The sequence below is a fragment of the Rhodococcus sp. PvP016 genome, from assembly GCF_017832185.1.
Classification (GTDB): domain Bacteria; phylum Actinomycetota; class Actinomycetes; order Mycobacteriales; family Mycobacteriaceae; genus Rhodococcoides.
In genome coordinates this window covers 3,514,849-3,540,763 of the sequence record NZ_JAFIBH010000001.1, presented here as the reverse complement: position 1 = coordinate 3,540,763, position 25,915 = coordinate 3,514,849, and the positions used below count along the sequence as shown (strand labels likewise).

22 protein-coding genes are annotated in these 25,915 nt (G+C 68.3%); 19 read left to right on the top strand and 3 right to left on the bottom strand.

What is annotated here, in order from left to right; all coding sequences use genetic code 11:
• Positions 1-12: 12 nt before the first annotated feature.
• Complete coding sequence (locus JOE30_RS16470) at positions 13-534, top strand: gamma carbonic anhydrase family protein (RefSeq protein ID WP_204867934.1); 522 nt, start codon at positions 13-15, stop codon at positions 532-534.
• Positions 531-1,199 (top strand): uracil-DNA glycosylase, encoded by a 669-nt coding sequence (locus JOE30_RS16465; RefSeq protein WP_204867932.1) that lies wholly within the window; start codon positions 531-533, stop codon positions 1,197-1,199. Before JOE30_RS16470 ends, JOE30_RS16465 begins: the two co-directional genes overlap by 4 nt.
• Before the next feature lie 8 nt (positions 1,200-1,207).
• Here the strand turns inward: JOE30_RS16465 and JOE30_RS16460 are convergent, their stop codons facing one another.
• Together JOE30_RS16460 and rpmB are read right to left on the bottom strand one after the other, a co-directional pair.
• A complete protein-coding gene (locus tag JOE30_RS16460; RefSeq protein ID WP_204867930.1) occupies positions 1,208-1,999 on the bottom strand; it encodes an enoyl-CoA hydratase/isomerase family protein in 792 nt (263 codons plus the stop codon).
• A 115-nt stretch (positions 2,000-2,114) separates the two neighbouring features.
• Positions 2,115-2,306 (bottom strand): 50S ribosomal protein L28, encoded by a 192-nt coding sequence (gene rpmB, locus JOE30_RS16455; protein WP_042576517.1) that lies wholly within the window; start codon positions 2,304-2,306, stop codon positions 2,115-2,117.
• 243 nt (positions 2,307-2,549) lie between these two features.
• On the opposite strand from rpmB, the gene recG reads away from it, so the two are divergent.
• The 16 genes from recG to JOE30_RS16375 all read left to right on the top strand — a co-directional run bounded on the left by recG (position 2,550) and on the right by JOE30_RS16375 (position 23,439).
• Positions 2,550-4,778, top strand: a complete 2,229-nt coding sequence (gene recG / locus JOE30_RS16450) for an ATP-dependent DNA helicase RecG (RefSeq protein ID WP_204867928.1) — start codon at positions 2,550-2,552, stop codon at positions 4,776-4,778.
• A gap of 36 nt (positions 4,779-4,814) precedes the next feature.
• The gene (locus JOE30_RS16445) at positions 4,815-8,222 is read left to right on the top strand and encodes a pyruvate carboxylase (RefSeq protein WP_204870479.1); all 3,408 of its coding nucleotides are present in this window, start codon (positions 4,815-4,817) and stop codon (positions 8,220-8,222) included.
• A gap of 13 nt (positions 8,223-8,235) precedes the next feature.
• A complete protein-coding gene (gene rsmD / locus JOE30_RS16440) occupies positions 8,236-8,796 on the top strand; it encodes a 16S rRNA (guanine(966)-N(2))-methyltransferase RsmD (RefSeq protein WP_204867925.1) in 561 nt (186 codons plus the stop codon).
• Positions 8,797-8,837: 41 nt separating this feature from the next.
• Positions 8,838-9,320 carry a pantetheine-phosphate adenylyltransferase gene (gene coaD / locus JOE30_RS16435; protein ID WP_204867923.1) on the top strand — a complete coding sequence of 161 codons (483 nt, stop codon included), beginning with the start codon at positions 8,838-8,840 and terminating at the stop codon, positions 9,318-9,320.
• A gap of 138 nt (positions 9,321-9,458) precedes the next feature.
• On the top strand, positions 9,459-10,232 hold the full coding sequence (locus JOE30_RS16430; RefSeq protein WP_204867921.1) for a DivIVA domain-containing protein: 774 nt from the start codon (positions 9,459-9,461) through the stop codon (positions 10,230-10,232).
• Positions 10,233-10,485: 253 nt separating this feature from the next.
• Positions 10,486-10,974, top strand: coding sequence for a DUF177 domain-containing protein (locus tag JOE30_RS16425; RefSeq protein WP_081821208.1), 489 nt, complete (start codon positions 10,486-10,488; stop codon positions 10,972-10,974).
• A gap of 81 nt (positions 10,975-11,055) precedes the next feature.
• On the top strand, positions 11,056-11,238 hold the full coding sequence (gene rpmF, locus JOE30_RS16420; protein ID WP_027504976.1) for a 50S ribosomal protein L32: 183 nt from the start codon (positions 11,056-11,058) through the stop codon (positions 11,236-11,238).
• Positions 11,239-11,240: 2 nt separating this feature from the next.
• On the top strand, positions 11,241-12,023 hold the full coding sequence (gene rnc / locus JOE30_RS16415; protein ID WP_204867919.1) for a ribonuclease III: 783 nt from the start codon (positions 11,241-11,243) through the stop codon (positions 12,021-12,023).
• Positions 12,016-12,900, top strand: coding sequence for a bifunctional DNA-formamidopyrimidine glycosylase/DNA-(apurinic or apyrimidinic site) lyase (gene mutM, locus JOE30_RS16410; RefSeq protein WP_204867916.1), 885 nt, complete (start codon positions 12,016-12,018; stop codon positions 12,898-12,900). The genes rnc and mutM overlap by 8 nt, the downstream gene beginning before the upstream one ends.
• A gap of 236 nt (positions 12,901-13,136) precedes the next feature.
• Positions 13,137-13,235, top strand: a complete 99-nt coding sequence (kdpF, locus tag JOE30_RS16405; protein ID WP_027504979.1) for a K(+)-transporting ATPase subunit F — start codon at positions 13,137-13,139, stop codon at positions 13,233-13,235.
• A gap of 3 nt (positions 13,236-13,238) precedes the next feature.
• Positions 13,239-15,047, top strand: coding sequence for a potassium-transporting ATPase subunit KdpA (gene kdpA, locus JOE30_RS16400; RefSeq protein WP_204867914.1), 1,809 nt, complete (start codon positions 13,239-13,241; stop codon positions 15,045-15,047).
• A complete protein-coding gene (gene kdpB, locus JOE30_RS16395; protein ID WP_204867912.1) occupies positions 15,044-17,134 on the top strand; it encodes a potassium-transporting ATPase subunit KdpB in 2,091 nt (696 codons plus the stop codon). Before kdpA ends, kdpB begins: the two co-directional genes overlap by 4 nt.
• Before the next feature lie 2 nt (positions 17,135-17,136).
• Positions 17,137-17,781, top strand: coding sequence for a potassium-transporting ATPase subunit C (locus JOE30_RS16390; RefSeq protein WP_209993103.1), 645 nt, complete (start codon positions 17,137-17,139; stop codon positions 17,779-17,781).
• Between the two features lie 13 nt (positions 17,782-17,794).
• Positions 17,795-20,290, top strand: coding sequence for a sensor histidine kinase KdpD (locus tag JOE30_RS16385; RefSeq protein WP_204870478.1), 2,496 nt, complete (start codon positions 17,795-17,797; stop codon positions 20,288-20,290).
• The gene (locus tag JOE30_RS16380; RefSeq protein ID WP_204870476.1) at positions 20,290-21,018 is read left to right on the top strand and encodes a response regulator; all 729 of its coding nucleotides are present in this window, start codon (positions 20,290-20,292) and stop codon (positions 21,016-21,018) included. The genes JOE30_RS16385 and JOE30_RS16380 overlap by 1 nt, the downstream gene beginning before the upstream one ends.
• Positions 21,019-21,063: 45 nt before the next feature.
• On the top strand, positions 21,064-23,439 hold the full coding sequence (locus JOE30_RS16375) for a lysylphosphatidylglycerol synthase transmembrane domain-containing protein (protein WP_204867908.1): 2,376 nt from the start codon (positions 21,064-21,066) through the stop codon (positions 23,437-23,439).
• Positions 23,440-23,448: 9 nt separating this feature from the next.
• Here JOE30_RS16375 and JOE30_RS16370 read toward each other — a convergent pair whose 3' ends face one another.
• Positions 23,449-24,954: a PucR family transcriptional regulator gene (locus JOE30_RS16370; RefSeq protein WP_239532398.1), complete on the bottom strand. Its 1,506-nt coding sequence runs from the start codon at positions 24,952-24,954 to the stop codon at positions 23,449-23,451.
• A 94-nt stretch (positions 24,955-25,048) separates the two neighbouring features.
• Here JOE30_RS16370 and JOE30_RS16365 point away from each other — a divergent pair, with 94 nt between their 5' ends.
• A complete protein-coding gene (locus JOE30_RS16365) occupies positions 25,049-25,915 on the top strand; it encodes a xanthine dehydrogenase family protein subunit M (RefSeq protein ID WP_204867907.1) in 867 nt (288 codons plus the stop codon).

The window sequence follows — 25,915 nt, the reverse complement described above, 5'->3', positions numbered from 1 at the left end:
CATGCTGGAGCCATGACCGTCTACGCACTCGGTGACCGCGAACCCGATATTCATCCCACCGCCTACGTGCACCCCGATGCCGTCGTCATCGGTGCGGTGACACTCGGTGCGGGAGTGTCGGTGTGGCCCGGTGCGGTGTTGCGCGGCGACTACGGGACCATCACCGTGGGGCAGGACACGAACATTCAGGACGGCACCGTCGTGCACTGCACGCCGATCCATCCGACCGTGATCGGTGCCGGGTGCGTCGTCGGGCACAACGCGCACGTCGAGGGGGCGATCATCGGGGACGCGTGCCTCATTGCGTCGGGCTCCGTCGTCCTCAACGGCGCGTCCATCGGGTCCGGTGCGATCGTCGGTGCCGGCGCCGTGGTCCCCTTCGACGCCGTCGTGCCCGAACGCCGGATGGCACTGGGTGTCCCGGCCAAGGTCCGCGAGGGCCACGAGGTGGAGGAGGGGCACGTGGACGTCAACGTCGCGATGTACAGGGCCAATGCGGAGTACTACCGCGGCGCGCTGCGCGTGCTCTCGTGACGGCGCCCGTCGCGGATCCCGGGTGGGCGTCCGCGCTCGGTCCGGTGGCCGCCGACATCGCCCGCATGGGCGACTTCCTGCGCGCCGAGAACGCGGCCGGGCGAGGCTACCTGCCCGCCGGGGAGGACGTGCTGCGCGCCTTCAGTCGCCCGTTCGAGGAGGTGCGTGTGCTGGTGCTGGGACAAGATCCCTACCCGACGCCGGGACACGCTGTGGGACTGAGCTTCTCGGTCGCACCCGACGTGCGTCCGGTCCCGCGCAGCCTTGCGAACATCTTCACCGAGTACAGCGCTGATCTCGGCCTGCCGACACCCACCACCGGTGATCTGTCGCCGTGGGCCGATCGCGGTGTGCTCCTGCTGAACCGTGTTCTCACGGTGGAACCGGGCAAGGCGGCGTCTCACCGGCGCAAGGGCTGGGAAGCGGTGACGGCGCAGGCCATCACCGCTCTGGTGAACCGCCCCGGCCGCTCCCTGGTCGCGGTCCTCTGGGGACGCGACGCCGCGACGGCCACACCGCTGCTCGGTTCCACGCCCACGGTCGAGTCCGTCCATCCCTCACCGCTGTCCGCGTCGCGAGGGTTCTTCGGGTCACGGCCCTTCAGCACCGTCAACGACCACCTGGCGACGCTGGGCGAGGAACCCGTCGACTGGCGTCTGGACTGAGGCGGCCGTCAGTGGCCGAAGGACGGCCGGCGCTTCTCCACGAAGGCGTCGACACCCTCGATGCCGTCCGCGGTGGACGCCTGGTGAGCAATCGAGTCGGTCTCGGCGTCGAGCTGATCGGACAGCGTCGCGGAGTCCGAGGCGAGCAGTAACCGCTTGGTCGCACGGGACACCTCGGTGGGCCCGGCGGCGAGAGAGCGGGCCACCCGCTCGGCCTCCGACGCGATGACGTCGTCGCCGACCAACCGTGTGAGCAGACCCAGGCGGTATGCCTCGTCCGAGCCGAGAACGCCGTCGGCGAGCAGGATGTCGCGTGCGCGGCGGGTGCCGACGATGCGGGGGAGCGCCCATGTCAGACCGCCGTCCGGAGTGAAGCCGAGCGCTGGATACGCGGGACGGAGACGGGTGGATCGACCGCCGATCACGATGTCGGCGTGACACACGAGCGACATGCCCGCGCCCGCTGCCCAGCCCGGTACACCCGCCACGACGGGGACCGGCACCGAGGTGAGCGCGCGGACGAAGCCGTGGAAGGTGTCGGCGAGTTGCCGGACGAACGCACTTCTGTCGGGCGCCCCGTGGAAGGCGCGCACGTCGCCGCCGGCACAGAAGTTGGACTCGGCGCCGACTAGCAGGACGGCGCCCACGGACTCGTCGAGATCGGACAGCGCCGCAGCGCCTGCGGCCATCGCCTCGCCGTTCAGCACGTTGCCGCCGCGGGGCGTCGCCACCCGTACGTACAGGACACCGTCCTCCACGGTGACGGGGGACGTGGCCGGGGAGTCGACTGATTCGGTCATCGTTCGAACTTAGACCAGGACTGCTCGGCTCCGGAAACGGCAGAGCCCCCGGAGACGACAGAGGCCCCGATACCGAGGTATCGGGGCCCTGCCGTGGAAATTTCGTGCGGGAACGTCAGCCCCGGACCACCTTGCCGGCCTTGAGGCACGAGGTGCACACATTGAGCCGACGAGAGTTACCCGGCGCGACCTGCGCGCGGACGGTCTGGATGTTGGGGTTCCAGCGACGGTTGGTACGGCGGTGCGAGTGCGAAACCGACTTACCGAAGCCGGGTCCCTTGGCGCATACGTCGCAGACGGCAGCCATAGTCGCGAACTCCTTGGTATTCGAGGTGAGACCGGGACACGATTCGAACCGTGACCGGTGTGGGGCAAGATCTTCGTACGACTGCGCCCGGCACCTCCGGGCATGCCGGACGCGTCAGACGCAACCCTGCAAGACTAGCCGCTCGGGTGCCCCGAGTCCAAACCGGCCCGCACGCGCCGATGTCGCAGGTGCCTGGTGGAATGGTCGCACAGGTGGCAGCAGCATCAGGACGGGAGCAGTGCGGTGGTTCAGCTCGGTGACCGGCTCGACCACGTACTGGGTCGCAGGGCCGCCGATCCGCTCGAGACGGCGTTCGGTCTCGTCACGGTGGAGGACCTGCTGCGCCACTACCCCTTCCGGTATGTGACACAGGGCCAGGAGCTGGCCCGCAAGGACCCGGACGACGGTGAACGCATCACCGTCGTGGGGACGGTGTCCAAGGCGGACCTCGTGCCCATGAAGGCGCGCAAGGGCCACATGCTCAAGGTCGTGCTCACGTGCGACGGTCAGAACGTCTCCGCCACCTTCTTCAACGGGCACAAGGTGCGTCACAACATCACCGTGGGGTCGCGCGCGATGTTCTCGGGCACGGTCAAGTGGTTCCGGACGTCGTGGTCGCTGAACCACCCCGGCTACCTGATGCTCGAGGGCGACGAGGACGACCTGGTGGGGCGCCCGCACGGCGGCGGCGAGCTCGCCGGCATGGCTCGCGGCGCCACGGACAGTTCCGGTGCGGTGAACATGTCCATGCTGTCGCTTCCGTTCCTTCCCATGTACGCGGCGACGCGGGAGGTCGAGAGCTGGACCTTCCTGCGCTGCGTGCGTCAGGTCCTGGACCAGCTCGATCCCGTCGAGGATCCGCTGCCCGAGACGGTGCGCGCCGAGCACGCACTGATGAGCCTCGACGACGCACTGCGGGTCGTGCACTTCCCGGAGTCCGAGGACGACATCGAGAACGCTCGCTACCGTCTGCGCTTCGACGAGGCGACGGCGCTGCAGTTGGTGCTCGCCGAACGGCGCCACTCGGTGGCCGTGCGCACGGCGCCGGCCTGCCCGCGTGCGACCGACGGTGTCGCCGCCGCCTTCGACGAGGTGCTGCCGTTCGAATTGACCGACGGGCAGAAAGAGGTCGCCGAGGAGATCGAGAGCGACCTCTCCCGCACTCGGCCGATGAGCCGACTCCTGCAGGGTGAGGTGGGATCGGGCAAGACGATCGTCGCTCTGCGCGCCATGTTGCAGGTGGTGGACGCGGGACTGCAGTGCGCGTTGCTGGCACCCACCGAGGTGCTCGCCACGCAGCATCACCGGTCGATCACGCGGCAACTCGGTGCGCTCGCGACGGCCGGGGAACTGGGTGCGCCCGACCGCGCCACCCGAGTGGTGCTGTTGACCGGATCGATGTCGACGGCCGCGAAACGAGCCGCGCTGTTGTCGATCGTGACCGGAGACGCAGGCATCGTCATCGGCACTCACGCGCTCATCCAGAGCACGGTGTCGTTCTTCGACCTCGGGATGGTGGTGGTCGACGAGCAGCACCGCTTCGGAGTCGAGCAGCGAGACGCGTTGCGCGCGAAGGCGAGAGAGGGTGTCAGCCCGCACCTGCTGGTCATGACGGCCACACCCATTCCGCGGACGATCGCCATGACCACGCTGGGCGATCTCGAGACGTCCACGCTGCGTGAGCTTCCCCGCGGACGCGCGCCCATCCGCACCTCGGTCGTTCCCGCCCAGCACCGGCCCGCCTGGGTCGAGCGAGCGTGGAGCCGGATCTCCGAGGAGGTGGCCGCCGGCCGCCAGGCGTACGTGGTGTGTTCGCGGATCGGCGACGAGAAGCCCGAGGATCTGGGCAAGGACACTCCGGACACCGCGTCGGCGGTCGACGTGTACGAGTCCTTGAGCGCCGGCGCTCTGGCGAACCTGCGCGTGGGGTTGCTGCACGGGCGGCTGCCCACGGAGGAGAAGGACGAGGTGATGTCCGCGTTCAACGACGGCGACATCGACGTCCTCGTCTGCACCACCGTGGTGGAGGTCGGTGTGGACGTCCCCAACGCCACGGTCATGGTCATCGTGGACGCCGATCGCTTCGGTGTGAGTCAGTTGCACCAGCTGCGTGGCCGCATCGGTCGTGGCGGCCACCAGGGTCTGTGCATCCTGCTGACCGAACTCGCGCCGGGCACACCCACCTACGCGAGGCTCGACGCCGTCGCGGCGACCACCGACGGGTTCGAGCTCGCCGTTCTCGATCTACGGCAACGACGGGAGGGCGACGTGTTGGGCGCAGCGCAGTCGGGCACCACGACGACCCTGCGACTGCTGTCGCTCCTCGATCACCTCGACATCATCACCGCGGCCCAGACCTTCGCCCGCGACGTCGTCGATCGAGACCCGGGGCTCGTGGAGCACCCCGGGCTCGCGGCGATGATGCGGTCCGCGGTCGATGTCACCCGTGTCTCATATCTGGACAAGTCATAGCTCCGTCTCGCCCGTACTGAAGGTAGGTTGACCGGAATGTTCTCCAAGGTGCTGGTGGCCAATCGCGGCGAGATCGCGATCCGTGCGTTCCGCGCGGCGTACGAACTCGAGGCGCAGACGGTGGCGGTGTTCCCGTTCGAGGACCGCAATTCTGTGCATCGGACGAAGGCCGACGAGGCGTACGAGATCGGTGAGCCGGGGCATCCGGTGCGCAACTACCTGTCGGTGGATCTGATCGTCGATGCGGCGGTGCGTGCGGGTGCGGACGCGATCTATCCGGGGTACGGGTTCCTGTCGGAGAATCCGGAGTTGGCGGCGGCGTGTGCGGCGGCGGGGATCACGTTCGTGGGTCCGTCGGCGGAGGTGCTCGAGCTGACGGGCAACAAGGCGCGGGCGATCGCGGCGGCGAAGGATGCCGGGTTACCGGTGTTGGCGTCGTCGGAGCCGTCGACGGACGTCGATGCGTTGGTGGCGGCGTCGGAGTCGATGACGTTCCCGGTGTTCGTCAAAGCGGTCGCGGGCGGCGGTGGCCGCGGCATGCGGCGGGTGGCGGAGCCGTCGGGGTTGCGCGCGGCGATCGAGGCGGCGGCGCGGGAGGCGGAGTCGGCGTTCGGTGATGCGACGGTGTTCCTGGAGCAGGCGGTGGTCGAGCCGCGCCACATCGAGGTGCAGATTCTCGCGGACACCCACGGCGATGTGATCCATCTCTTCGAGCGGGACTGCTCGGTGCAGCGGCGTCACCAGAAGGTGGTGGAGCTCGCACCGGCGCCGAACATCTCGGACGAGCTGCGGGCCCGGTTGTGCAGTGACGCTGTGGCGTTCGCGCGGAAGATCGGGTACTCGTGTGCAGGCACGGTGGAGTTCCTGGTGGACCGGGACGGCAATCACGTGTTCATCGAGATGAACCCGCGGATCCAGGTCGAGCACACGGTGACCGAGGAGATCACCGATGTGGATCTGGTGCAGTCGCAGTTGCGGATCGCCTCGGGGGAGTCGCTGGCGGATCTGGGGTTGCGGCAGGAGGACATCCGGATCAGGGGTGCGGCGATGCAGTGCCGCATCACGACGGAGGATCCGGCGAACGGGTTCCGCCCGGACACGGGCCGTATCACCGCGTACCGCACCCCGGGTGGTGCGGGTATCCGTCTCGACGGTGGGACGACGTTGGGTGCGGAGGTGTCGGCGTACTTCGATTCGATGCTGGTGAAGCTGACCTGTCGTGGACGCACGTTCGAGGACGCGGTGGCGCGGTCGCGACGGGCGTTGGCGGAGTTCCGCATCCGCGGTGTGTCCACCAACATCGGTTTCCTGCAGGGGCTTCTGCAGGACGAGGACTTCCGTGCGGGCAACGTCACGACGTCGTTCATCGAGGAGCGACCCGAGCTGTTGACGGCGCGGTCGTCCGGCGATCGCGGTACCAAGATCCTGACCTACCTCGCGGACGTGACGGTGAACAAGCCTCATGGCGAGCGTCCGAGCACGGTGTACCCACAGGACAAGCTGCCCGACATCGATCTGTCCGTCGCGCCGCGCGACGGGTCTCGGCAGCGGCTGCTCGAACTCGGTCCCGAGGGCTTCGCCCGCGACTTGCGTCAGCGAAAGGCGTTGGGCGTCACCGACACCACGTTCCGCGACGCCCACCAGTCGTTGTTGGCCACGCGCGTGCGGACCTCGGGACTGCTGATGGTCGCCCCCTACGTCGCGCGGACCACACCCGAACTGTTGTCCATCGAGTGCTGGGGCGGTGCGACGTACGACGTGGCGTTGCGGTTCCTGCACGAGGATCCGTGGGAGCGGTTGGCGGCGCTGCGGGAGGCGGTGCCGAACATCGCCCTGCAGATGTTGCTGCGCGGTCGCAACACCGTCGGCTACACCCCGTACCCGGAGCGGGTGACGACAGCGTTCGTTCAGGAGGCGGCGGCGACGGGTGTGGACATCTTCCGCATCTTCGACGCGCTGAACAATGTCGATCAGATGCGCCCGGCGATCGACGCTGTCCGTGAGACCGGCACGACGATCGCCGAGGTGGCGATGTCGTACACCGGTGATCTGTCGAATCCCGACGAGAAGCTCTACACGCTGGACTACTACCTGCGGTTGGCGGAGCAGATCGTCGACGCCGGAGCGCACGTGTTGGCGATCAAGGACATGGCGGGGCTTCTGCGGGCGCCGGCGGCGACGACGTTGGTGACGGCGCTGCGGAAGAATTTCGACCTGCCGGTGCACGTGCACACCCACGACACCCCGGGTGGTCAGTTGGCGACGTATCTGGCGGCGTGGCAGGCCGGTGCGGATGCCGTGGACGGGGCGTCGGCGTCGATGGCGGGCACGACCAGTCAGCCGGCGTTGTCGGCGATCGTGGCGGCGGCGGCGCACACCGAGCGGGACACCGGGTTGGATCTGGCGGCGGTGTGCGATCTGGAGCCGTACTGGGAGGCGATCCGAAAGGTGTACGCCCCGTTCGAGTCCGGGCTCCCGGCCCCGACCGGCCGGGTCTACACGCACGAGATTCCGGGGGGGCAGCTGTCGAATCTGCGTCAGCAGGCCATCGCGTTGGGTCTGGGGGATCGGTTCGAGGACGTGGAGAAGGCGTACGCGGATGCGGACCGGTTGTTGGGCCGGTTGATCAAGGTGACGCCGTCGTCGAAGGTGGTGGGCGATCTGGCGTTGCACCTGGTGGGGGCGGGGGTGTCGATGGAGGACTTCGCGGCGGATCCGGGGAAGTTCGACATTCCCGATTCGGTGATCGGGTTCCTGCGCGGCGATCTGGGCACCCCGGCCGGTGGGTGGCCGGAGCCGTTCCGCACGACCGCGTTGGCGGGGCGCGGCGCCGGGCGTGGGGAGGCGACGTTGACGACGCAGGACGAGGTGCTGCTCTCGGGCACGTCGGCGGAGCGGCGTGATCGTCTCAATCATCTGTTGTTCCCGGGGCCGGCGAAGGAGTTGGCGGAGCATCGGGAGAAGTACGGGGACACCTCGGGGTTGTCGGCGAATCAGTTCTTCTACGGGTTGCGTCAGGGCGATGAGCATCGGGTGCGGCTGGAGAAGGGTGTGGATCTGCTGATCGGGTTGGAGGCGATCTCGGAGCCGGACGAGGCGGGGATGCGGACGGTGATGTGCATCCTGAACGGTCAGTTGCGGCCGGTGTCGGTGCGGGATCGGTCGATCTCGGCGGATGCGCCGACGACGGAGAAGGCGGATCGGGACGATCCGTCACATCTGGCGGCGCCGTTCGCGGGTGTGGTGACGTTGACCGCAGAGGTGGGGCAGTCGGTGTCGGCGGGGGAGACCGTCGCGACGATCGAGGCGATGAAGATGGAGGCGGCGGTCACCGCACCGCGGGCGGGCACTGTCACCCGTCTGGCTCTGTCCGGTGTCGCGCAGGTCGAGGGCGGAGATCTGATCTGCGTCATCGCCGTCGGCGACACCACCGACCGCTCCTGACAGGGTTCACGCAGTGACCAGGATCGTGGCCGGGACGGCCGGCGGGCGTTCGCTCGTCGTGCCGTCCCACGGCACCAGACCCACCGCCGACCGGGTCCGGGAGGCGCTCTTCAGTGCGCTCGAGAGCCGGATGTACCTCGACGGTGCGTCGGTGCTGGACCTCTACGCGGGGTCGGGCGCCCTCGGCCTCGAAGCGCTCTCGCGCGGAGCCGAACACGTCCTCCTCGTCGAGAACGACGCGCGCGCGGCGGCCGTGGTCGCCCGGAACATCGAGTCCGTGGGACTACCGGGAGCGCAGGTGCGGACCGCGCCCGTCGCGGCCGTCGTCGGCGGGACGCCCGAGCGCCGCTACGACCTCGTGCTCGCCGATCCTCCCTACTCCGTGTCGGACAGTGCCGTGTCCTCGGTGTTGGACCGACTCGTCGACGGCGAGTGGCTGGCCGAGGACGCCCTCGTGGTCGTCGAGCGGTCCTCGCGCTCGCCCGCGACGGTGTGGCCCGCCGGGCTCGTCGAGCTGAAGGCCAAGCGCTACGGCGAGGCTCGCATCGACATGGCCCGGTTCGAGGTCGCGTAGATCGAGCACCCCGCACAGGGAAGCTGATACGTTCACCCACCATGAGCCGCGCCCTGGTCCCGGGATCCTTCGATCCGATCCACAACGGTCATCTCGACGTGATCTCGCGCGTCGCAACGCAATTCGACGAGGTCATCGTCACGGTGGTGGTGAACCCCAACAAGAGCGGTCTCTTCACCGTCGACGAACGGGTCGAGATGCTGGCGCAGGCCACCACCCATCTGCAGGGTGTGCGTGTCGCGACGTGGCAGGGGTTGCTCGTCGACTTCGCGTCGGAGTCCGGGGCCACCGCCATCGTCAAGGGTCTGCGCAACGCCGCCGACTTCGACTACGAGGTGCAGATGGCGCAGATGAACCGGCGACTCACCGGCGTGGACACGGTGTTCCTCGGAACCGACCCGGTGCACAGCAGCCTGTCGAGTTCGCTCATCAAAGAGATCGCGCGACTGGGTGGAGACGTCACGACGATGGTCCCGGCCGCTGTACACGACCGGCTGCTGGCCCGGCTCGCCGAGCTCTCCTGACCGGGCCGGACGGCGACACACCGAGGGACAATCGTGCAGACCGGTGCGCGTACCGGGCACACTGACACCGGAAGATCACGCCCGACGGGTGTGGTCGCCGAAGTCAGAGACTGTCGATCGAAGTGAGGGCCGAGCACGGTGTACCGGGTATTCGAGGCGCTCGACGAGCTCGTCGCGATCGTCGAGGAGGCGCGCGGCGTCCCGATGACCGCGGGATGCGTCGTCCCGCGTGGTGATGTGCTGGAACTGCTGGACGACGTCCGAGACGCCATTCCGGGTGAGCTCGACGACGCGCAGGACGTGCTGGACCACCGCGACAAGCTGGTGTCGGACGCACGGACCGGTGCCGAGAAGACGATCTCGTCCGCCAACGCGGAAGCCACCAGCACGGTGGAGAACGCGCGGGAGGAGGCCGATCGACTCCTGGCCGACGCGAAGGCCCACGCCGACCGGATGGTCGCCGAGGCCACCGCGCACGCCGAGAGCCTCGTCGCCGATGCCACCGCGCGCGCCGACGCCACCATCGCGGACGCGGAGCACGAGTACGAGACGCTGACCGAGCGCGGCCGCGTCGAGTCCGCTCGCTCGATCGACGCCGGCAAGGCGGCCTACGAGCGTTCCGTCGCCGAGGGCCTCGCCGAGCAGGAGCGCCTGGTCTCGCAGACCGAGGTGGTGCAGTCCGCGCACGCGGAGTCCGCTCGAGTCATCGATGCGGCGCACGCCGAGTCGGATCGTCTGCGTACCGAGTGCGACCTGTACGTCGACACGAAGTTCGCGGAGTTCGAGGAGATACTCTCCGGCACGTTGCGGTCCGTCGGCCGCGGACGCCAGCAGCTCCGCACCGGCAGTGGCGTTCCGAGTTACGACACCGATTTCGCCGACTCGCGTGGTGAGGGTCGCTCGCGCTACTGATTCCCACGCTGTTCTCTCCTCGCGAGTACGCCCGAACTGCCGTTGTCGGCGCGGTTTCAGCGACGATTCGGACGTGCTCGCGGGAGCGGGTGGTGTGATTTGGCGCTGACCAGACGCTCCCGTATCGTGGAGTGGTTGCCCGCACCGCCCGTGAAAGGATCGTTCGTTGTCTCCCGCTGCTCGTCGCCACTCCGCCGAACCCGTCTCGGGGCTGGTGGTGGACACCCGTCGTCTGGGTCGCCGCGCAGGGTCGATGATGCCGGTCGCTCGCACCGTTCCCTCCCCGTCGCGCATCGGTCTGGACCTGATCGCGATCCAGGAGGGGGCCGACATCGACCTCGATCTTCGATTCGAGTCCGTGTCCGAGGGTGTGCTCGTCAGCGGCACCGTCGACGCCGACACGGTCGGTGAGTGCTCGCGGTGCCTCGAGCCGTTCACCTCGCACGTCCAGCTCCACCTCACGGAGCTGTACGCGTACCCGAACAGCGTCACCGAGGCCACCACGGACGAGGACGATCTCTACCGGGTCGAGGACGACGCGATCGATCTCGAACCACTGATCGTGGACGTGGCGGGGCTCACCCTGCCGCTGCGGCCCCTGTGCACCGAGGACTGCCAGGGACTGTGCCCGGAGTGCGGTATCCGCCTGTCGATTGCGGAACCGGGTCATGCGCATGAGACAATTGATCCTCGCTGGGCCGGTCTCGCGGCGAAGCTGCAGACCGACACCGACCAGACCTAGTCGGCCGGCGCATCCTGCGCCTGCACGACCCGTGCTTCACCAGCACGACATTGCACCGAACGAGTACGAGGAGAAGTAGAAGTGGCTGTTCCGAAGCGCAAGATGTCGCGGTCCAACACCCGATCGCGACGCAGCCAGTGGAAGACCACTGCACCCACCCTCATCACCTGCCCCAACCGTGGGTGCGGCGAGAAGACCCTGCCCCACACGGTGTGCCCCAATTGCGGCACCTACAAGGGTCGCCAGGTCACCGCGGCAGTCTGACGGTGACCTCACAGTCGCCAGCGACAGACCGGAGCGGCGAGGACGATCACGCATCGCTTCTCGCCGCTCTTGGCGTGTCTCTGGACCACGACCTGCTCGTCCACGCTCTCACCCACCGCTCGTACGCGTACGAGAACGGTGGGCTGCCCACGAACGAACGCCTCGAGTTCCTCGGAGACTCCGTTCTGGGTCTGAGCATCACCGAGCGGCTGTACAGCGCCCACCCCGACAAGTCGGAGGGCGAGCTGGCCAAGATTCGCGCGAGCGTGGTCAACATGCATGCGCTCGCCGAGGTGGCTCGCCAGCTGGGCGACGGCGGGCTCGGCGCGCACCTGCTGCTCGGCAAGGGCGAGGAGATGACCGGTGGACGCGACAAGCCGTCGATCCTCGCGGACGGCATGGAATCGCTTCTCGGCGCCATCCACGTCGAGCACGGCATCGATGTCGCACGCGAGGTGGTGCTGCGTCTGTTCGACGCGTTGCTCGAGCGCGGACCGCGTCTCGGCGCCGGCCTCGACTGGAAGACCAGCCTGCAGGAGCTCACGGCCGAGAAGGGTCTGGGTGTTCCCGCGTACGAGATCACCGCGACGGGACCGGACCACGACAAGGAGTTCACGGCCACCGTGCTCGTCGGCGGATCGCCGCACGGGCAGGGCGTGGGTCGCTCGAAGAAGGAAGCCGAGCAACGCGCGGCCAGTGCAGCCTGGAACGCTCTCAACGAATCGGCCTCCGCTGCGCTGATCGCCGGCCCCACCCCGGAGATGTCGTCCGACCGGAATGCCTGAACTTCCCGAGGTCGAGGTGGTGCGACGCGGACTCGCGTCGCACGTCGTGGGGGAGACCCTGGTCGACATCGAGGTCCTGCATCCTCGTGCCGCGCGACGGCACTTCGAGGGGAGTCTCGATCTCCAGTCGCGACTGGCCGGCACCACCGTCGTGTCCGCCGAGCGCCGTGGCAAGTACCTCTGGCTCGTGGTCGCCGCGAACGACGACGCGTCCGGGCCGCTCGAGTCGATCGTGGTGCACCTGGGCATGAGTGGGCAGATGCTCGTCCAGCCCGCGGACGCACCCGACGAGAAGCATCTCCGTATCCGGGCCCGACTGGGCAGCGGCACGGATCTGCGGTTCGTCGATCAGCGGACGTTCGGCGGGTGGGCGGTCGCCGACCTGGTCGAGGTCGACGGCTCCCGGGTCCCGATCCCCGTGGCGCACATCGCCCGCGATCCGCTCGACCCCCAGTTCGACGCGGAGTCCGTGGTGACGGCGATGCGAGGCAAGCACACCGAGATCAAGCGGGCACTCCTCGATCAGACCGTCGTGTCGGGCGTGGGCAACATCTATGCCGACGAGTCGTTGTGGCGCAGCAAGATCCACGGGAATCGACTCACCGATTCGTTGACCCGCCCTGCTCTGCGCAGGTTGCTGAACAACGCGCACGCGGTCATGGGGGAGGCGCTGGCGCAGGGCGGCACCTCCTTCGACGCGCTGTACGTCAACGTGAACGGTCAGTCGGGATACTTCGACCGGTCGCTGGCCGCGTACGGGCAGGAGGGGCTCCCGTGCCCCCGCTGCGGCGCCCCCATCCGCCGCGAGAAGTTCATGAACCGGTCGTCCTTCAGCTGCCCGAAGTGCCAGCCGGCACCGCGGGTTCGGCGGGGATGATTGCGGTACGCGGCGTAAAAATCGCATCAAGACGCCTGCTCGCAGCGTCAACAGAGCGTCAGTGAGGTCGAGATGGGCGCGTAGGGGGTGGACGCTGGCGTAGCTGCCGAGCATCCGCCGGCAGTTCGTCGCCGTTTCCCGAGGATTGCATCCATGGCTGACCTGGCCTATCTACTCACCACCGCGGCAGGTTTCGCTGCGCTGGTGTTCACCGTTCTTCGACTCGGGCGATCCGAATGACCGCCGCCGGAATCGAGAGCGTGATCTTGATCGTGGTGTCCGCGGCTCTTGCGGTATACCTGCTGATCGCGTTGCTCGACCCCGAAAGGTTCTGAGCCGTGACCCCCGCACTTGCGGCCGGCGTGCAGATCGCGGCCGTCGTGATCGTGCTCGCTGCCGCCTACGTACCCCTCGGCGACTACATGGCGCGCGTGTTCACCACTCCGAGAGATGCACGTGTTCGTGAAGAATTGGTCAGCTCTGCCGCACGACAGGCAGGGGGATCGACGATCACCACCACCGCTACTGCCGACCCGCCGAAGCCGACGAGCAGGTCGGTCTCGGCAACAGCGGACTGGCGGGTGGAATCCCTGCTGTATCGGGTGTGCCGGATCGACCCCCGCTCGGAACAGACGTGGGTCGGCTACACCTTGTCGCTGCTGGGCTTCTCTGCGGCCGGCGTCTTCTTCCTCTATGCCCTACAACGTGTTCAAGGTGTCCTGCCGCTGAACAACTCGCTGCCCGGCGTCAGCCCGTCGGTTGCGTTCAACACCGCCATCTCCTTCGTGACCAACACCAACTGGCAGTCGTATTCACCCGAGACGACCATGAGCAACCTCACGCAACCGCTCGGCCTCGCAGTGCAGAACTTCCTCTCTGCCGCAGTGGGACTAGCCGTCGCGGTCGCGGTGATCCGCGGGTTCGTCCGGGTGCGCAGCGGTGGGGAACTCGGAAATTTCTGGGTCGATCTCACGCGCGGCGTACTGCGGATCCTGTTGCCGTTGTCGTTCGTCGTGGCGCTGATCCTGCTGACGCAAGGCGTCGTCATGTCGTTCCACAGCAGTTTCGCGTCGACGGGTCTGGACGGTAGCTCGATCACGAATGCTCTCGCTCCCGTCGCCTCTCAGGAAGCGATCAAAGAGCTCGGCACCAACGGCGGCGGGATCCTGGCGGCCAACTCCGCGCACCCGTTCGAGAACCCGACGCCGCTGTCCAACATCGTCGAGATCATCGCCCTGTTGTCGATCCCGGTCGCGTTGACGCGAACCTTCGGAACCCTGGTCGGAGAACGTAAGCAGGGTCTGTCGATCCTTGCCGTCATGGCGCTGCTGTGGGGCGCGGTTCTCGCCGTGACCCTTGCTGCGGAATCCGGTACTCGCGGTGTCGCCGCGCAGGCCGCGGGCGCCATGATGGAGGGTAAGGAACAGCGTTTCGGCATCCCCGCGTCTGCCCTCTGGGCAGTCAGCACCACGGGAACCTCGACCGGCGCAGTGAATTCGGCGCACGACTCGATGTCGCCCCTGGGCGGTGGAGCCGTCATCCTGAACATGCTCTTCGGCGAGGTCGCTCCCGGCGGAGTCGGGACCGGCCTCTACGGAATGTTGGTCCTGGCCATCATCGCCGTGTTCGTCGGTGGGCTCTTGGTCGGACGCACGCCCGAATACCTCGGGAAGAAGCTCGGCAAGCGCGAGATCACGATGGCAGCGCTGTCGGTACTCGTCATGCCGGCGCTCGTTCTGATCGGCACCGGCATCACGGTGATCCTGGGTTCCACCAGCGGGGCGCTCGGCAACAGCGGGGACCCCGGAACTCCGGGTTCGATCCACGGATTCAGCGAGGTGCTCTACGCCTACGCGTCCGCGGCGAACAACAACGGAAGTGCGTTCGGCGGACTGACAGTGACCGACGACTGGTTCCAGACTTCCCTCGGCATCGCGATGCTGCTGGGACGGTTCCTTCCGATCGTGTTCGTTCTGGCCCTGGCCGGCTCACTGGTCACCAAGCGTCGAAGTCCGGCCGGACCCGGCACCCTACCCACCACTGGACTGCTGTTCACCGGCCTTCTCACCGGCACGATCGTCATCGTCGCTGCGCTCACATTCTTCCCGGCACTCGCGCTGGGCCCCTTCGCGGAGGCATTGCAATGACCCTCGTCAACGACCACCCCACCCTGCCTGAGGCGACACCCGACGACGGCGCGCCGGGTTCCGTCACGTCCGGCTACTTCAGCCCCACGCAGCTGTGGACCTCGTTACCCACCGCATTCCGCAAGCTGGATCCGCGTCACCAGGCCCGCAACCCGGTCATGTTCGTCGTTCTGGTCGGCTCGGTCATCACCACCGTCATGGCGATCGCCGACCCGTCGGTTTTCTCCTGGCTCGTCACCGGGTGGCTCTGGTTCACGGTGTTGTTCGCGAACCTCGCCGAGTCCGTTGCCGAGGGTCGCGGCAAGGCCCAGGCGGCCAGTCTGCGCAACGTCAAACGGGACACGCTCGCGAATCGTCGGCTGCCCGACGGGTCCGTCGAGAGCGTGCCCGGCACCGAACTGAAGGTCGGTGACGAGGTGGTCGTCACGGCAGGGGAAGTCATTCCCGGTGACGGTGACGTGGTCGACGGCATCGCCTCGGTGGACGAATCCGCCATCACGGGTGAATCTGCACCGGTGGTGCGTGAATCGGGCGGTGACCGAAGCGCCGTCACCGGCGGCACGACCGTGCTGTCGGACCGGATCGTCGTCAAGATCACCGCCGCACAGGGTGAGACGTTCGTCGACCGGATGATCGCGCTCGTCGAGGGTGCGTCGCGACAGAAGACTCCGAACGAGATCGCTCTCAATATTCTGCTCGCATCCCTGACCATCGTGTTCCTGCTTGCCGTCGTGGCCATCGGTCCCATGAGCATCTACGCGGGGTCGGCGCAGGATCCGGTCAAGCTCATCGCACTTCTCGTCTGCCTGATCCCGACGACCATCGGCGCACTCCTGTCCGCCATCGGCATCGCCGGCATGGACCGACTGGTGCAGCGCAACGTACTGGCCATGTCGGGCCGCGCGGTCGAGGCCGCCGGTGACATCGACACCCTGCTGATGGACAAGACCGGCACGATCACCTTCGGAAATCGCCGAGCCACGGCATTGCATCCGGCACCCGGGGTCGAGGTTCGGGAGCTCGCCGATGCGGCTCGCCTGTCTTCACTCGCTGACGGCACACCCGAAGGACGCAGCATCGTCGAACTCGTCGCACGCGACGTCGGCGGGGAAGTGGATCCCGCAGCAGGGGGTGAGTTCGTTCCGTTCACCGCTCAGACCCGCATGAGTGGGCTGGACGTCGACGGTCGACAGATCCGAAAGGGCGCCTCCGACAGCGTCTTCGCCTGGGTCCGCGAACAGGGTGGCGACGCCGCCGACACTGCGGTACGTGATTCGGTCGAGTCGGTGTCCGACGCAGGCGGCACACCGCTCGTCGTCGCGGTCGCCGAGTCCGGTTCGAGCGCCCGAGTTCTCGGAGTCGTCGAGTTGTCCGATGTGGTCAAGCCTCACATCGCCGAACGATTCGAACGATTGCGCGCCATGGGTATTCGTACCGTGATGGTGACCGGTGACAACCCCCTCACCGCTCGGGCCATCGCTGCGGAAGCCGGGGTCGACGATTTCCTCGCCGAAGCGACACCGGAAGACAAACTGGCATTGATCCGCCGTGAACAGAACGGTGGTCGGCTGGTCGCGATGACGGGGGATGGCACCAACGACGCTCCTGCGCTGGCTCAGGCCGACGTCGGCGTGGCGATGAACACCGGAACGTCCGCAGCGAAAGAGGCGGGCAACATGGTGGATCTCGATTCCGATCCCACCAAGTTGATAGAAGTGGTCGAGGTCGGAAAGCAACTCCTCATCACCCGCGGAGCGCTCACCACGTTCTCGTTGGCGAACGACCTCGCCAAGTACTTCGCGATCCTGCCGGCAATGTTCTCCACGGTGTATCCCCAGCTCGACACGCTGAACATCATGAGGCTGGCAACTCCACAATCAGCGATCGTCTCGGCCGTGGTGTTCAACGCCTTGGTCATCGTGGCGCTGATTCCTCTTGCGCTGAAGGGTGTTCGGTACACGCCGTCCACCGCGTCGAAGCTTCTCGGCCGCAATCTGGCCGTGTACGGAGTGGGCGGCGTCATCTCGCCGTTCGTCGGTATCTGGCTGATCGACCTCGTGGTCCGACTTATTCCTGGAATGGGCTAGCAATGCGTATCACTTCGGTGTTCTTCAAGCAGGTCGTCGCCGGCTTCATGGTCCTGTCGGCGTTCACGGTACTTCTCGGCATCGGGTACCCCGCTGCGGTGTGGGCGGTCAGCCGGATCGGGTCCGACTCGGCGGAGGGTTCACCCATCCGCGATGCCTCGGGATGCGTTGTCGGCAGCTCGCTCATCGGCGTCGACACCATGGTCGCAGACGGACGACCCGATCCGTATTTCCACACGCGCGTCACGGGGTCGGTCGCCGACGACGACGCCTTTGCCGCGGGCGACCCCTCCGCCGCTCTCCCTCTGAACCAGGGTCCGAGCAGTGACACTCTCGCGTCGTTCATCGAACAACGGCGTGCGGCGATAGCCGAGCGTGAGAACGTCGATCCGGCGGCGGTGCCCGTCGACGCGGTGACGGGGTCGGGTTCAGGTATCGATCCGGACATCAGCCCGGCGTATGCGGAGATTCAGGTACCCCGGGTGGCGGCAGCGACCGGCAACTCCCTGGAGGAGGTCCGCGCGCTGGTGGCCGCGAACACCGATGGTCGTCAGTTCGGATTCTTGGGACAAGCGACGGTGAACGTCACCACGCTGAACGTCGACCTGGGACTGACTGCACCCGACTGCTCGACCACGGGTGGATGATGAGCAGGTGAGCATGCACGCCGACGCCGCAGCCGAACGCACGACTCCGGGGGGCAGGGGAGAACTGCGAATCTATCTCGGCGCGGCGCCGGGCGTGGGAAAAACGTTCGCGATGCTGGGTGAAGCGCACCGCCGCCAGTCCCGCGGGTGCGACGTCGTGGCCGGCGTGGTCGAGACTCACGGGCGAATTCGGACCGCAGAGATGCTCGACGGCATCGCGATCCTGCCGCCGAGGACGGTCGACTATCGCGGAGCCTCGGTTCCGGAACTCGACGTCGACGGCGTCCTTGCCAGAATGCCGGAAGTGGTCCTCGTCGACGAACTGGCCCACACGAACACTCCGGGCAGTCGTAACGCCAAGCGCTGGCAGGACGTCGAGGAGTTTCTCGCCGCCGGGATCGACGTGGTGTCGACTCTGAACGTGCAGCACCTCGAGAGTCTCAACGACGTGGTCCAGCGCATCACCGGTGTGGTGCAGCGGGAGACGGTTCCCGACGCCATCGTGCGGGCCGCGGCCCAGGTCGAGCTGGTCGACATCACCCCGGAAGCGCTGCGACGCAGACTGTCACACGGGAACGTCTACGCCCCCGAGAAGATCGACGCGGCACTGAGCAACTTCTTCAGGCGCGGAAACCTCACCGCCCTGCGGGAGTTGGCGCTGCTGTGGTTGGCGGACCAGGTCGACGCGGCACTGGCCCGCTACCGCGCCGACAACGCCATCAAGGACACCTGGGAGGCACGCGAACGTCTCGTGGTCGCAGTCACCGGAGGTCCGGAATCGGAGACCTTGCTTCGCCGGGCGAGCCGGATCGCCGCCAAGTCCAGCGCGGAACTGATGGTGCTGCACGTGGTCCGCGGCGACGGACTCTCCGGTGTCTCCGCCTCGCACATGGGTAAGGTCCGCACCCTGGCCACCGCGCTCGGTGCCTCCGTGCACAGCGTCGTCGGCGACGACGTGCCCGTGACGTTGCTCGAGTTCGCCCGCGGGGTGAACGCGACGCAGCTCGTGATCGGAACGTCGCGCCGCTCACGGTGGGCACGGGCCGTGGACGAGGGCATCGGATCGACCGTGGTGCAGAACTCCGGCGCGATCGACGTCCACATGGTCACGCACGACCACGCCTCCACCGGAGTCCGGCGACTGTCGTCGCCGACCGTCCGGCGCCCGGTCGCCTGGATCGCGGCGCTCGCCGTACCGGCAGTGGCGGCGGGGTTGATCTCGCTCGTGGACGACCTTCTCGATCTCGGCGGCGAGAGTGCACTGTTCTTCATCGTCGTGCTGGCGGTGTCCCTGCTCGGCGGTGTGGCTCCCGCGATCCTGTCGGCGCTGTTCTCCGCCCTGCTGCTGAACTTCCTCTTCACCGAACCTCGCTACAGCCTCACCATCGCCGAGCCGGACAACTTCGTGACGACGGTGGTGCTGCTCGTCGTCGCCGTGGCGGTGGCCGTGCTCGTCGACGCGGCTGCCCGGCGGGCGCGGGACGCCCGCAGCGCGTCGCAACAGGCGGAACTGCTGGCGCTGTTCGCCGGATCGGTGCTGCGTGGAGCCGACCTGCCGGGTCTGCTCGAGCGAGTGCGCGAGACGTACGGGCAGCGCGCCGTGGCAGTGCTGCGCTCGGGTCACGGTGTCGTCAGCGCAGTGGGGGAGAACCCACCCACGAGCGTGGACGACGCCGACACGGCGGTGGAGGTCGGCGACGAGGAGTACGCCCTCGTCCTCGCGGGTCAGCGCACCCGCGCGACCGACCGGCGGGTCCTCACAGCGGTCGCCAATCAGGCGGTCGGCCTGATCCGCCAGAGCGAACTCGCTGCGGAGGCGAGCACCGCCGCGGCCGCCGTCGAGTCGGACACACTGCGGCGGGCGTTGCTGTCCGCTGTGGGACACGACCTGAGAACGCCGCTGGCCGCGGTCAAGGCCGCCGCCTCGAGTCTGCGCAGTGAGGACGTCACCTTCTCGCCCGAGGACACCGCGGAGTTGCTGGCGACGATCGAGGAGTCGGCGGATCAGCTCACCGCGCTGGTGGAGAACCTGCTCGACTCGTCGCGGCTGGCCGCCGGCGTGGTGCGGCCGGTGTCGGCGCGTGTCTTCCTCGACGAGGTGGTGCACCGCGCCTCGGCCTCCGTCGGTCCGGCGCGGTCCCGTCTGCAGGTGGAGGTGGGAGATCTGTCGGTGCTCGCGGACGAGGGTCTGCTCGAACGGGTGGTGGCGAATCTGATCGACAACGCGGTGCGGTACGCACCCCACGGCGAGATCCGCGTGTCCGCTCGTGTCGACGACGACCGCGTCCGGCTGGCCGTGGCCGACCACGGGCCCGGTATCGCGGACGGTTCGGAGGAGACCGTCTTCGACGCGTTCCAGCGGCTCGGGGATCGCGACACCACCACCGGCGTCGGCCTCGGACTGTCCGTGGTGCGCGGCTTCGTCGAGGCCATGCACGGGACGGTGTCCACGCAGCGCACCGTTGGCGGCGGGCTGACCGTCACCGTGGACCTGCCGGCGGCGTCGTGATCGAGAACGAGGGAACGACGGAGACGCCGCGGCCGGGTCCGCCGCCCACCCGCGTCCTCGTCGTCGACGACGAACCGCAGTTGCTGCGGGCGCTGCGCATCAATCTCGGGGTGCGGGGCTACGACGTGTCGACGGCGTCGACCGGAGCGGGAGCACTGCGCGCCGCCGCCGAGGTGCATCCCGACGTGATCGTCCTCGATCTGGGCCTGCCGGATCTCGACGGACTGGAAGTGCTGGCCGGGCTACGCGGGTGGACCACCGTGCCCGTCATCGTGCTGTCCGCCCGTTCGGATTCCGCCGACAAGGTCGACGCGCTGGACGCGGGCGCCGACGATTACGTGACCAAGCCGTTCGGTATGGACGAGTTCCTCGCCCGGCTGCGCGTCGCCGTTCGGCGCGCCGCGCGCCCGCCGGACGGAGACGGCGAGGCGGTCGTCGTGACCGACTCGTTCACCGTGGACCTGGCCGCGAGGTCGGTGACGCGCGACGGGCAGCCGGTCCACCTCACCCCCACCGAGTGGGGCATGCTCGAGATGCTGGTGCGGCACCGCGGCAAGCTGGTCGGACAACGAGAACTGCTGCGCGAGGTGTGGGGTCCGGCGTACGAGACCGAGACCCACTATCTCCGGGTGTATCTCGGTCAGCTGCGCCGCAAACTCGAGCCCGATCCGGCGCATCCACGCCATCTGTTGACCGAGGCCGGGATGGGGTACCGGTTCCGGACCTGATGCGCCTCACCGCCGACGGCGCGCCGCTCGGATAGGTTGGCCGGTGTGCTGGTCGACGGAAGAGACATCCCGGTCACCGGGAGCGTCCTGCAACCGTTGACCCGGCGAACGAGCGACATCCTGCGGGTCGTGACCGCGACGATCGTCCTGGGAGCGATCGTCGTCGGTTCTCTGGTGACCCGCAACGAGTGGACAGCGCTGGAGCGGTCGATCTCCGACATCGTCGGCGTGCTCACCCCGAGCCAGTCCGACGCCGTGTATCTCGTGTACGGCGTCGCCATCCTGGCACTGCCGTTCACCGTGCTCGCCGGACTGGTGGCGGCACGCCGCTGGCGACTGCTCGCGGGCTACGCCGCCGCGGCCGTGGTGGCAGCCCTGGCGCTGTCGGTCAGTGGCAGCGGCATCTCCGCGCCGAAGTGGCACGTCGACGAATCGACCCGTCTCGACACTCTGCTCTCGCAGATCCTCGACGATCCGCGTTGGATCGCCATCGTCGCGGCCGTGATCACCGTCTCCGGCCCGGCACTGCCGATCCGCTGGAAGCGGACGTGGTGGGTACTGCTCCTCGCCTTCGTCCCGATCCATCTGCTCATCAGCACCGTCGTCCCTGCGCGCTCGCTGCTCGGTCTCGCCGTGGGGTGGCTCGCCGGATCGCTCGTGATCTGGGTGGTGGGCACCCCGGGACTCGAGGTGCCGCTCGCCGAGGCCGTCCGTGCCCTGAAGCGCCGGGGTGTCGACATCGCCGGCTTCGTCGTCCTACGCCCGGCAGGTTCGGGTCCCCTGGTGCTCTCGGGGCGGATCGGGCCGGTGGGCCACGACGTCGTCGTCGAGTTGTTCGGTCCCAATCAGCGCAGCCGCGGCGCCCTGCGTCTGCTGCGCCGACTGGTGACTCTGCGGTCGTCGGAGAGTCCGCCCCTGCACGCGTCGCAGCGTCGCGCGGTGGAGCATCGCGCGTTGATGGGCATCGCGCTGAACGACCTGGGCGTGGCGGCCTGCGTCCCGACGGCGGTGTCGGCACTCGAGCGTGGCTGGGTCCTGTACGCCCACAGCGTTCCCCGCGGCCGGCGCGTGGACCCCGAGCGACCGGAGGATGCGCACGCCCTGTGGCGGACTCTGGGGGTGCTGCGCTCCCGGCAGATCTCGCACGGGGACCTCCGGGTCGACGACATCCGGATCGACGAGGACGGCTCCGCGTTGCTCGGTGGCTTCGACACCGCGGAGCTCGGCGCGTCGCAGGCCCAGTTGCACTCGGACGCCGCGCAGCTGATGCTGACCACCGCATCGCTGTACGGGCCCGACGTCGCCGTCGACGCGGCGATCGAGAGACTCGGCCCCGCGGACGTTCTCACCGCCTCACGCCGGCTGACACCGTCCGCCATCCCGACCCGCGTGCGCCGGGCGGTGCGCGACGCCAAGGGGGTGCTCACGGCGACGCGAGACACGGTGCTGGCCAGGACCGGAACCTCGGCGATCGCCACCGAGCAGGTGACGCGGTTCTCGCGCAACCAGATCGTGCAATTGGTCCTGCTCATCGCCCTGGTCTACGTCGCCTATCCGTTCATCAGTCAGGTCCCGACGTTCGCCTCCGAGCTCGCCTCGATCGACTGGTGGTGGGCACTGCTCGGTCTCGTGATCTCCGCCGCGACCTATTTCGGAGCGGCCGCGGCGCTGTGGGCGTGCGCCTCGGGCGCCGTGGGCTTCCTGAACACGACGATCATGCAGGTGGCCAACACTTTCGCGGCGACGACGACTCCGGCGGGCGTCGGCGGATTGGCACTGAGCGTCCGCTTCCTGCAGAAGGGCGGGTTGACGCTCACGCGCTCGACCGCCGCGGTGGCCCTGCAACAACTGGTGCAGGTCATCTCGCACGTGACGCTGCTCGTGGTGTTCAGCGTCGCGGCGGGCCAGTCCGCCGATCTGTCCCGCTTCGTCCCGAGCGCCACGATCCTGTACCTCATCGCCGGTGTCGCGTTCGGCGCCCTCGGCGCCTTTCTCTTCGTGCCCACCCTGCGGCGCTTCCTGCGCACCGCGGTGCGGCCCCAGCTCGCGGAGGTCTATTCCGACCTCTCGGAGCTCGTGCGCCGTCCGGCACGTTTCACCGTCATCGTGCTGGGCTGCGCTGCAACCACTCTCGGCGCCGCCTTCGCGCTGTGGGTGAGCATCGAGGCGTTCGGCGGGGGCACCACCTTCATCACGGTCACCATCGTCACGATGATCGGCGGGACGCTCGCCTCCGCAGCCCCGACGCCGGGTGGAATCGGCGCCGTGGAAGCCGCCCTCATCGGCGGTCTGGCGGCGTTCGGACTGCCCGCCACCATCGCGGTGCCGTCCGTTCTGCTCTATCGCGTGCTCACGTGCTGGATCCCGGTGTTCCTCGGCTGGCCGATCATGCGGTGGCTGGCGCGCAAGGACATGATCTGATCCCGTCCCTCAGGACATCCGCAGGGCCAGATAGAAGTTCACGCGGTCCTCGAGTCCGGAGAGATCGCGACCGGTGAGTTCCTCGATGCGCTGGATGCGGTAGCGCACCGAGTTGACGTGCAGGTGCAGCCGGGTCGAGCACGCCGTCCACGATCCGTTGCAGTCGAGGAAGGCTCGCAGAGTAGGAACGAGGTCGCTCTGATGGCGGTCGTCGTACTCCACGACCGGATCCAGCAGACGCGAGCGGAACAGTCGTCTCATCTCGTCCGGCACGCTCGCCAGGAGAAGCACCAGATCCGCCAGTTCGTCGTGCCCCACGATGCGGACCCCGTCGCTGCGGCCGGCCGCGAGCCGGCGGGCGTACCGGGCCTCCTCGACGGCGCCGCGGAGTTCGCTCGCCGTCACCACGCCGCTGACGCCGAGCGAGACGTCGCTGCCGGCGAGTCCGGGACCGAGACGGTCCACCCCCGACCGCACTCGGGGCATCAGATCGTCGTCGGTGGGAACGATGGCGACCACCTCACCGTCCGTCACGCCGATCGCGCCGCCGCTCGGGAGCAACTCGCGCAGGACCACCCGCAGTTCGCCGGGGCGAAGGGGGCCGCTCGCGACGGCCGCGGCGACCACCGCGTACCGAGCGTCGGTGTCGAGGCCGACCACTGTCATCTGGACGAGGGTGTCCGCCACCGATCCGCCCGCGGTGACCACGCGGATCAGCTGGTGCGCCGAGCGTCCCGACGACCCGAGACGGTCGTCGGTGCGCTCACGTTCGAGCGCGACGATCGACGCCACGTCCTCGGCGAGTGCGAGCCGTTCGGGTGTCCAACTGCGCCAGTCGCTGCGGAAGGCCACCATCGCGTCGGCGACGCGCGACGTGCGGTCGCCGTCGACGGCGAGCAGGGACAGGCCGTGCGACACCGCGGGAAGTGTTCGCGCCGTGAGGAAGTCGTGCGCCAGATCGTCGGGACGGATCTCGTCGGGAAGCGGATGGGACGAGGCCACGACGCGTCCGCCGGGGGTGAGCACCCAGCACTCCAGTCCGAGGTCCTCGGACACCAGGTCGAGAAGCGGCCCGATGCCGTCCCCGGCGCCGGCGCCCGAGACCAGGCGGCGGTGCCGGTCGAGGACCGACCGGAGATCGGTGGCGCGCTCGCGCGAGAGCGAGCGCACCACGCTCTCTGTGATCGTCGCGAAGGCCACGGCGGCGGACACGCGGAACAGGGGCAGCCCGTGACGGCGGCACGACTCGATCAGATCGGCGGGCACCACCCCGTCGTACGAGGCCGCCAGTGCGGCGACTCCGGCGCCGGTGATCGCACGGACGAAGACATCCGAGTCCTCGGGTCTCGTGTGCCACATCAGTCCGGTGAGGACCAGTTCTCCGCCCTCGAGGTAGCGACCGGGATCGAGCATGTCGGTCGTCACGACCCATCGAATGACCGCGTCTCGGCCGTCGTCGGACACGAGGGGGTCGAGTCCGAGATGGGGCATGTCGAGCAGGTCGTGCACCTTCATTCGGAGGAACCTACAGTGATTTGCGTGTGATGCGGGTCATACTCTGTCGTTCCTGCGTCTCGTCCGACCGTCGGCGGGCGGGTGTACTTCCCTCATGGACTTTCTTCGGCCACAGACCTGGGCGGACGCACTCGCCGCCGCAGCCGATCGACCCGACGTCGTCCCCGTGCAGGGGGGCACCGACGTCATGGTCGAGATGAACTTCGACCTGCACAGACCGACGGCGCTGCTCGACCTGAACCCGATCACGGAGCTGACCACCTGGGAGGAAAATCCAGACGGGTCGCTCCGCGTCGGTGCCGGCATGCCGTACGTGCGGATCATCGCCGAACTGGGCGATCGGCTGCCGGGGATCGCGCAGGCCGCGCGTACGGTCGGATCGCCCCAGATCCGCAACAGGGGCACGGTCGGCGGCAATCTCGGGGGCGCATCGCCCGCCGGCGATCTGCACGCGCCGTTGCTCGCCTGCGGCGCGATCGTCGAGGCCGAGTCGGCCGCTCGGGGCACCCGGATGGTCCCGGCGGAGGAGTTCTACGTCGGCGTCAAGCGTCACTGCCTCGAACCGGACGAGTTGATCCGCGCGTTCCACGTGCCGTCGGCCACTGGACCGCAGTACTTCTCGAAGGTCGGCACGCGCAACGCCATGGTGATCGCGGTGTGTTCGTTCTCCCTCGCACTGTTCCCGGCCGAGCGACGTGTCGGGACGGGTATCGGTTCGGCCGCCCCGACTCCTCGGCGCGCCACCGCCGCAGAGGAGTTCCTCGCTGCCGAGCTCGACTGGGACGGCCCACTCGATGACGCCGTCGCCCGTCGGTTCGGCGACCTGGTCCGCGAGGCGGCGAGCCCGATCGACGACGTACGCGGTACCGCCGACTATCGGCGACATGCGCTGGCGGTCATGGCGAGACGCACTCTCGCCTGGTCGTGGCGCGACCACAGGAACAACGGAGAGGCAGCGTGA

Excerpts from the sequence above, each read along its gene's own strand:
- JOE30_RS16470 (WP_204867934.1), top strand. The coding sequence starts at position 13 with ATGACCGTCTACGCACTCGGTGACCGCGAACCCGATATTCATCCCACC.
- mutM (WP_204867916.1), top strand. The coding sequence starts at position 12,016 with ATGCCTGAACTTCCCGAGGTCGAGGTGGTGCGACGCGGACTCGCGTCG.
- rpmB (WP_042576517.1), bottom strand. The coding sequence starts at position 2,306 with ATGGCTGCCGTCTGCGACGTATGCGCCAAGGGACCCGGCTTCGGTAAG.
- JOE30_RS16365 (WP_204867907.1), top strand. The coding sequence starts at position 25,049 with ATGGACTTTCTTCGGCCACAGACCTGGGCGGACGCACTCGCCGCCGCA.
- kdpF (WP_027504979.1), top strand. The coding sequence starts at position 13,137 with ATGACCGCCGCCGGAATCGAGAGCGTGATCTTGATCGTGGTGTCCGCG.
- coaD (WP_204867923.1), top strand. The coding sequence starts at position 8,838 with ATGAGCCGCGCCCTGGTCCCGGGATCCTTCGATCCGATCCACAACGGT.
- JOE30_RS16460 (WP_204867930.1), bottom strand. The coding sequence starts at position 1,999 with ATGACCGAATCAGTCGACTCCCCGGCCACGTCCCCCGTCACCGTGGAG.
- JOE30_RS16390 (WP_209993103.1), top strand. The coding sequence starts at position 17,137 with ATGCGTATCACTTCGGTGTTCTTCAAGCAGGTCGTCGCCGGCTTCATG.
- kdpB (WP_204867912.1), top strand. The coding sequence starts at position 15,044 with ATGACCCTCGTCAACGACCACCCCACCCTGCCTGAGGCGACACCCGAC.
- JOE30_RS16385 (WP_204870478.1), top strand. The coding sequence starts at position 17,795 with ATGCACGCCGACGCCGCAGCCGAACGCACGACTCCGGGGGGCAGGGGA.
- JOE30_RS16445 (WP_204870479.1), top strand. The coding sequence starts at position 4,815 with ATGTTCTCCAAGGTGCTGGTGGCCAATCGCGGCGAGATCGCGATCCGT.
- JOE30_RS16425 (WP_081821208.1), top strand. The coding sequence starts at position 10,486 with ATGATGCCGGTCGCTCGCACCGTTCCCTCCCCGTCGCGCATCGGTCTG.
- JOE30_RS16370 (WP_239532398.1), bottom strand. The coding sequence starts at position 24,954 with ATGAAGGTGCACGACCTGCTCGACATGCCCCATCTCGGACTCGACCCC.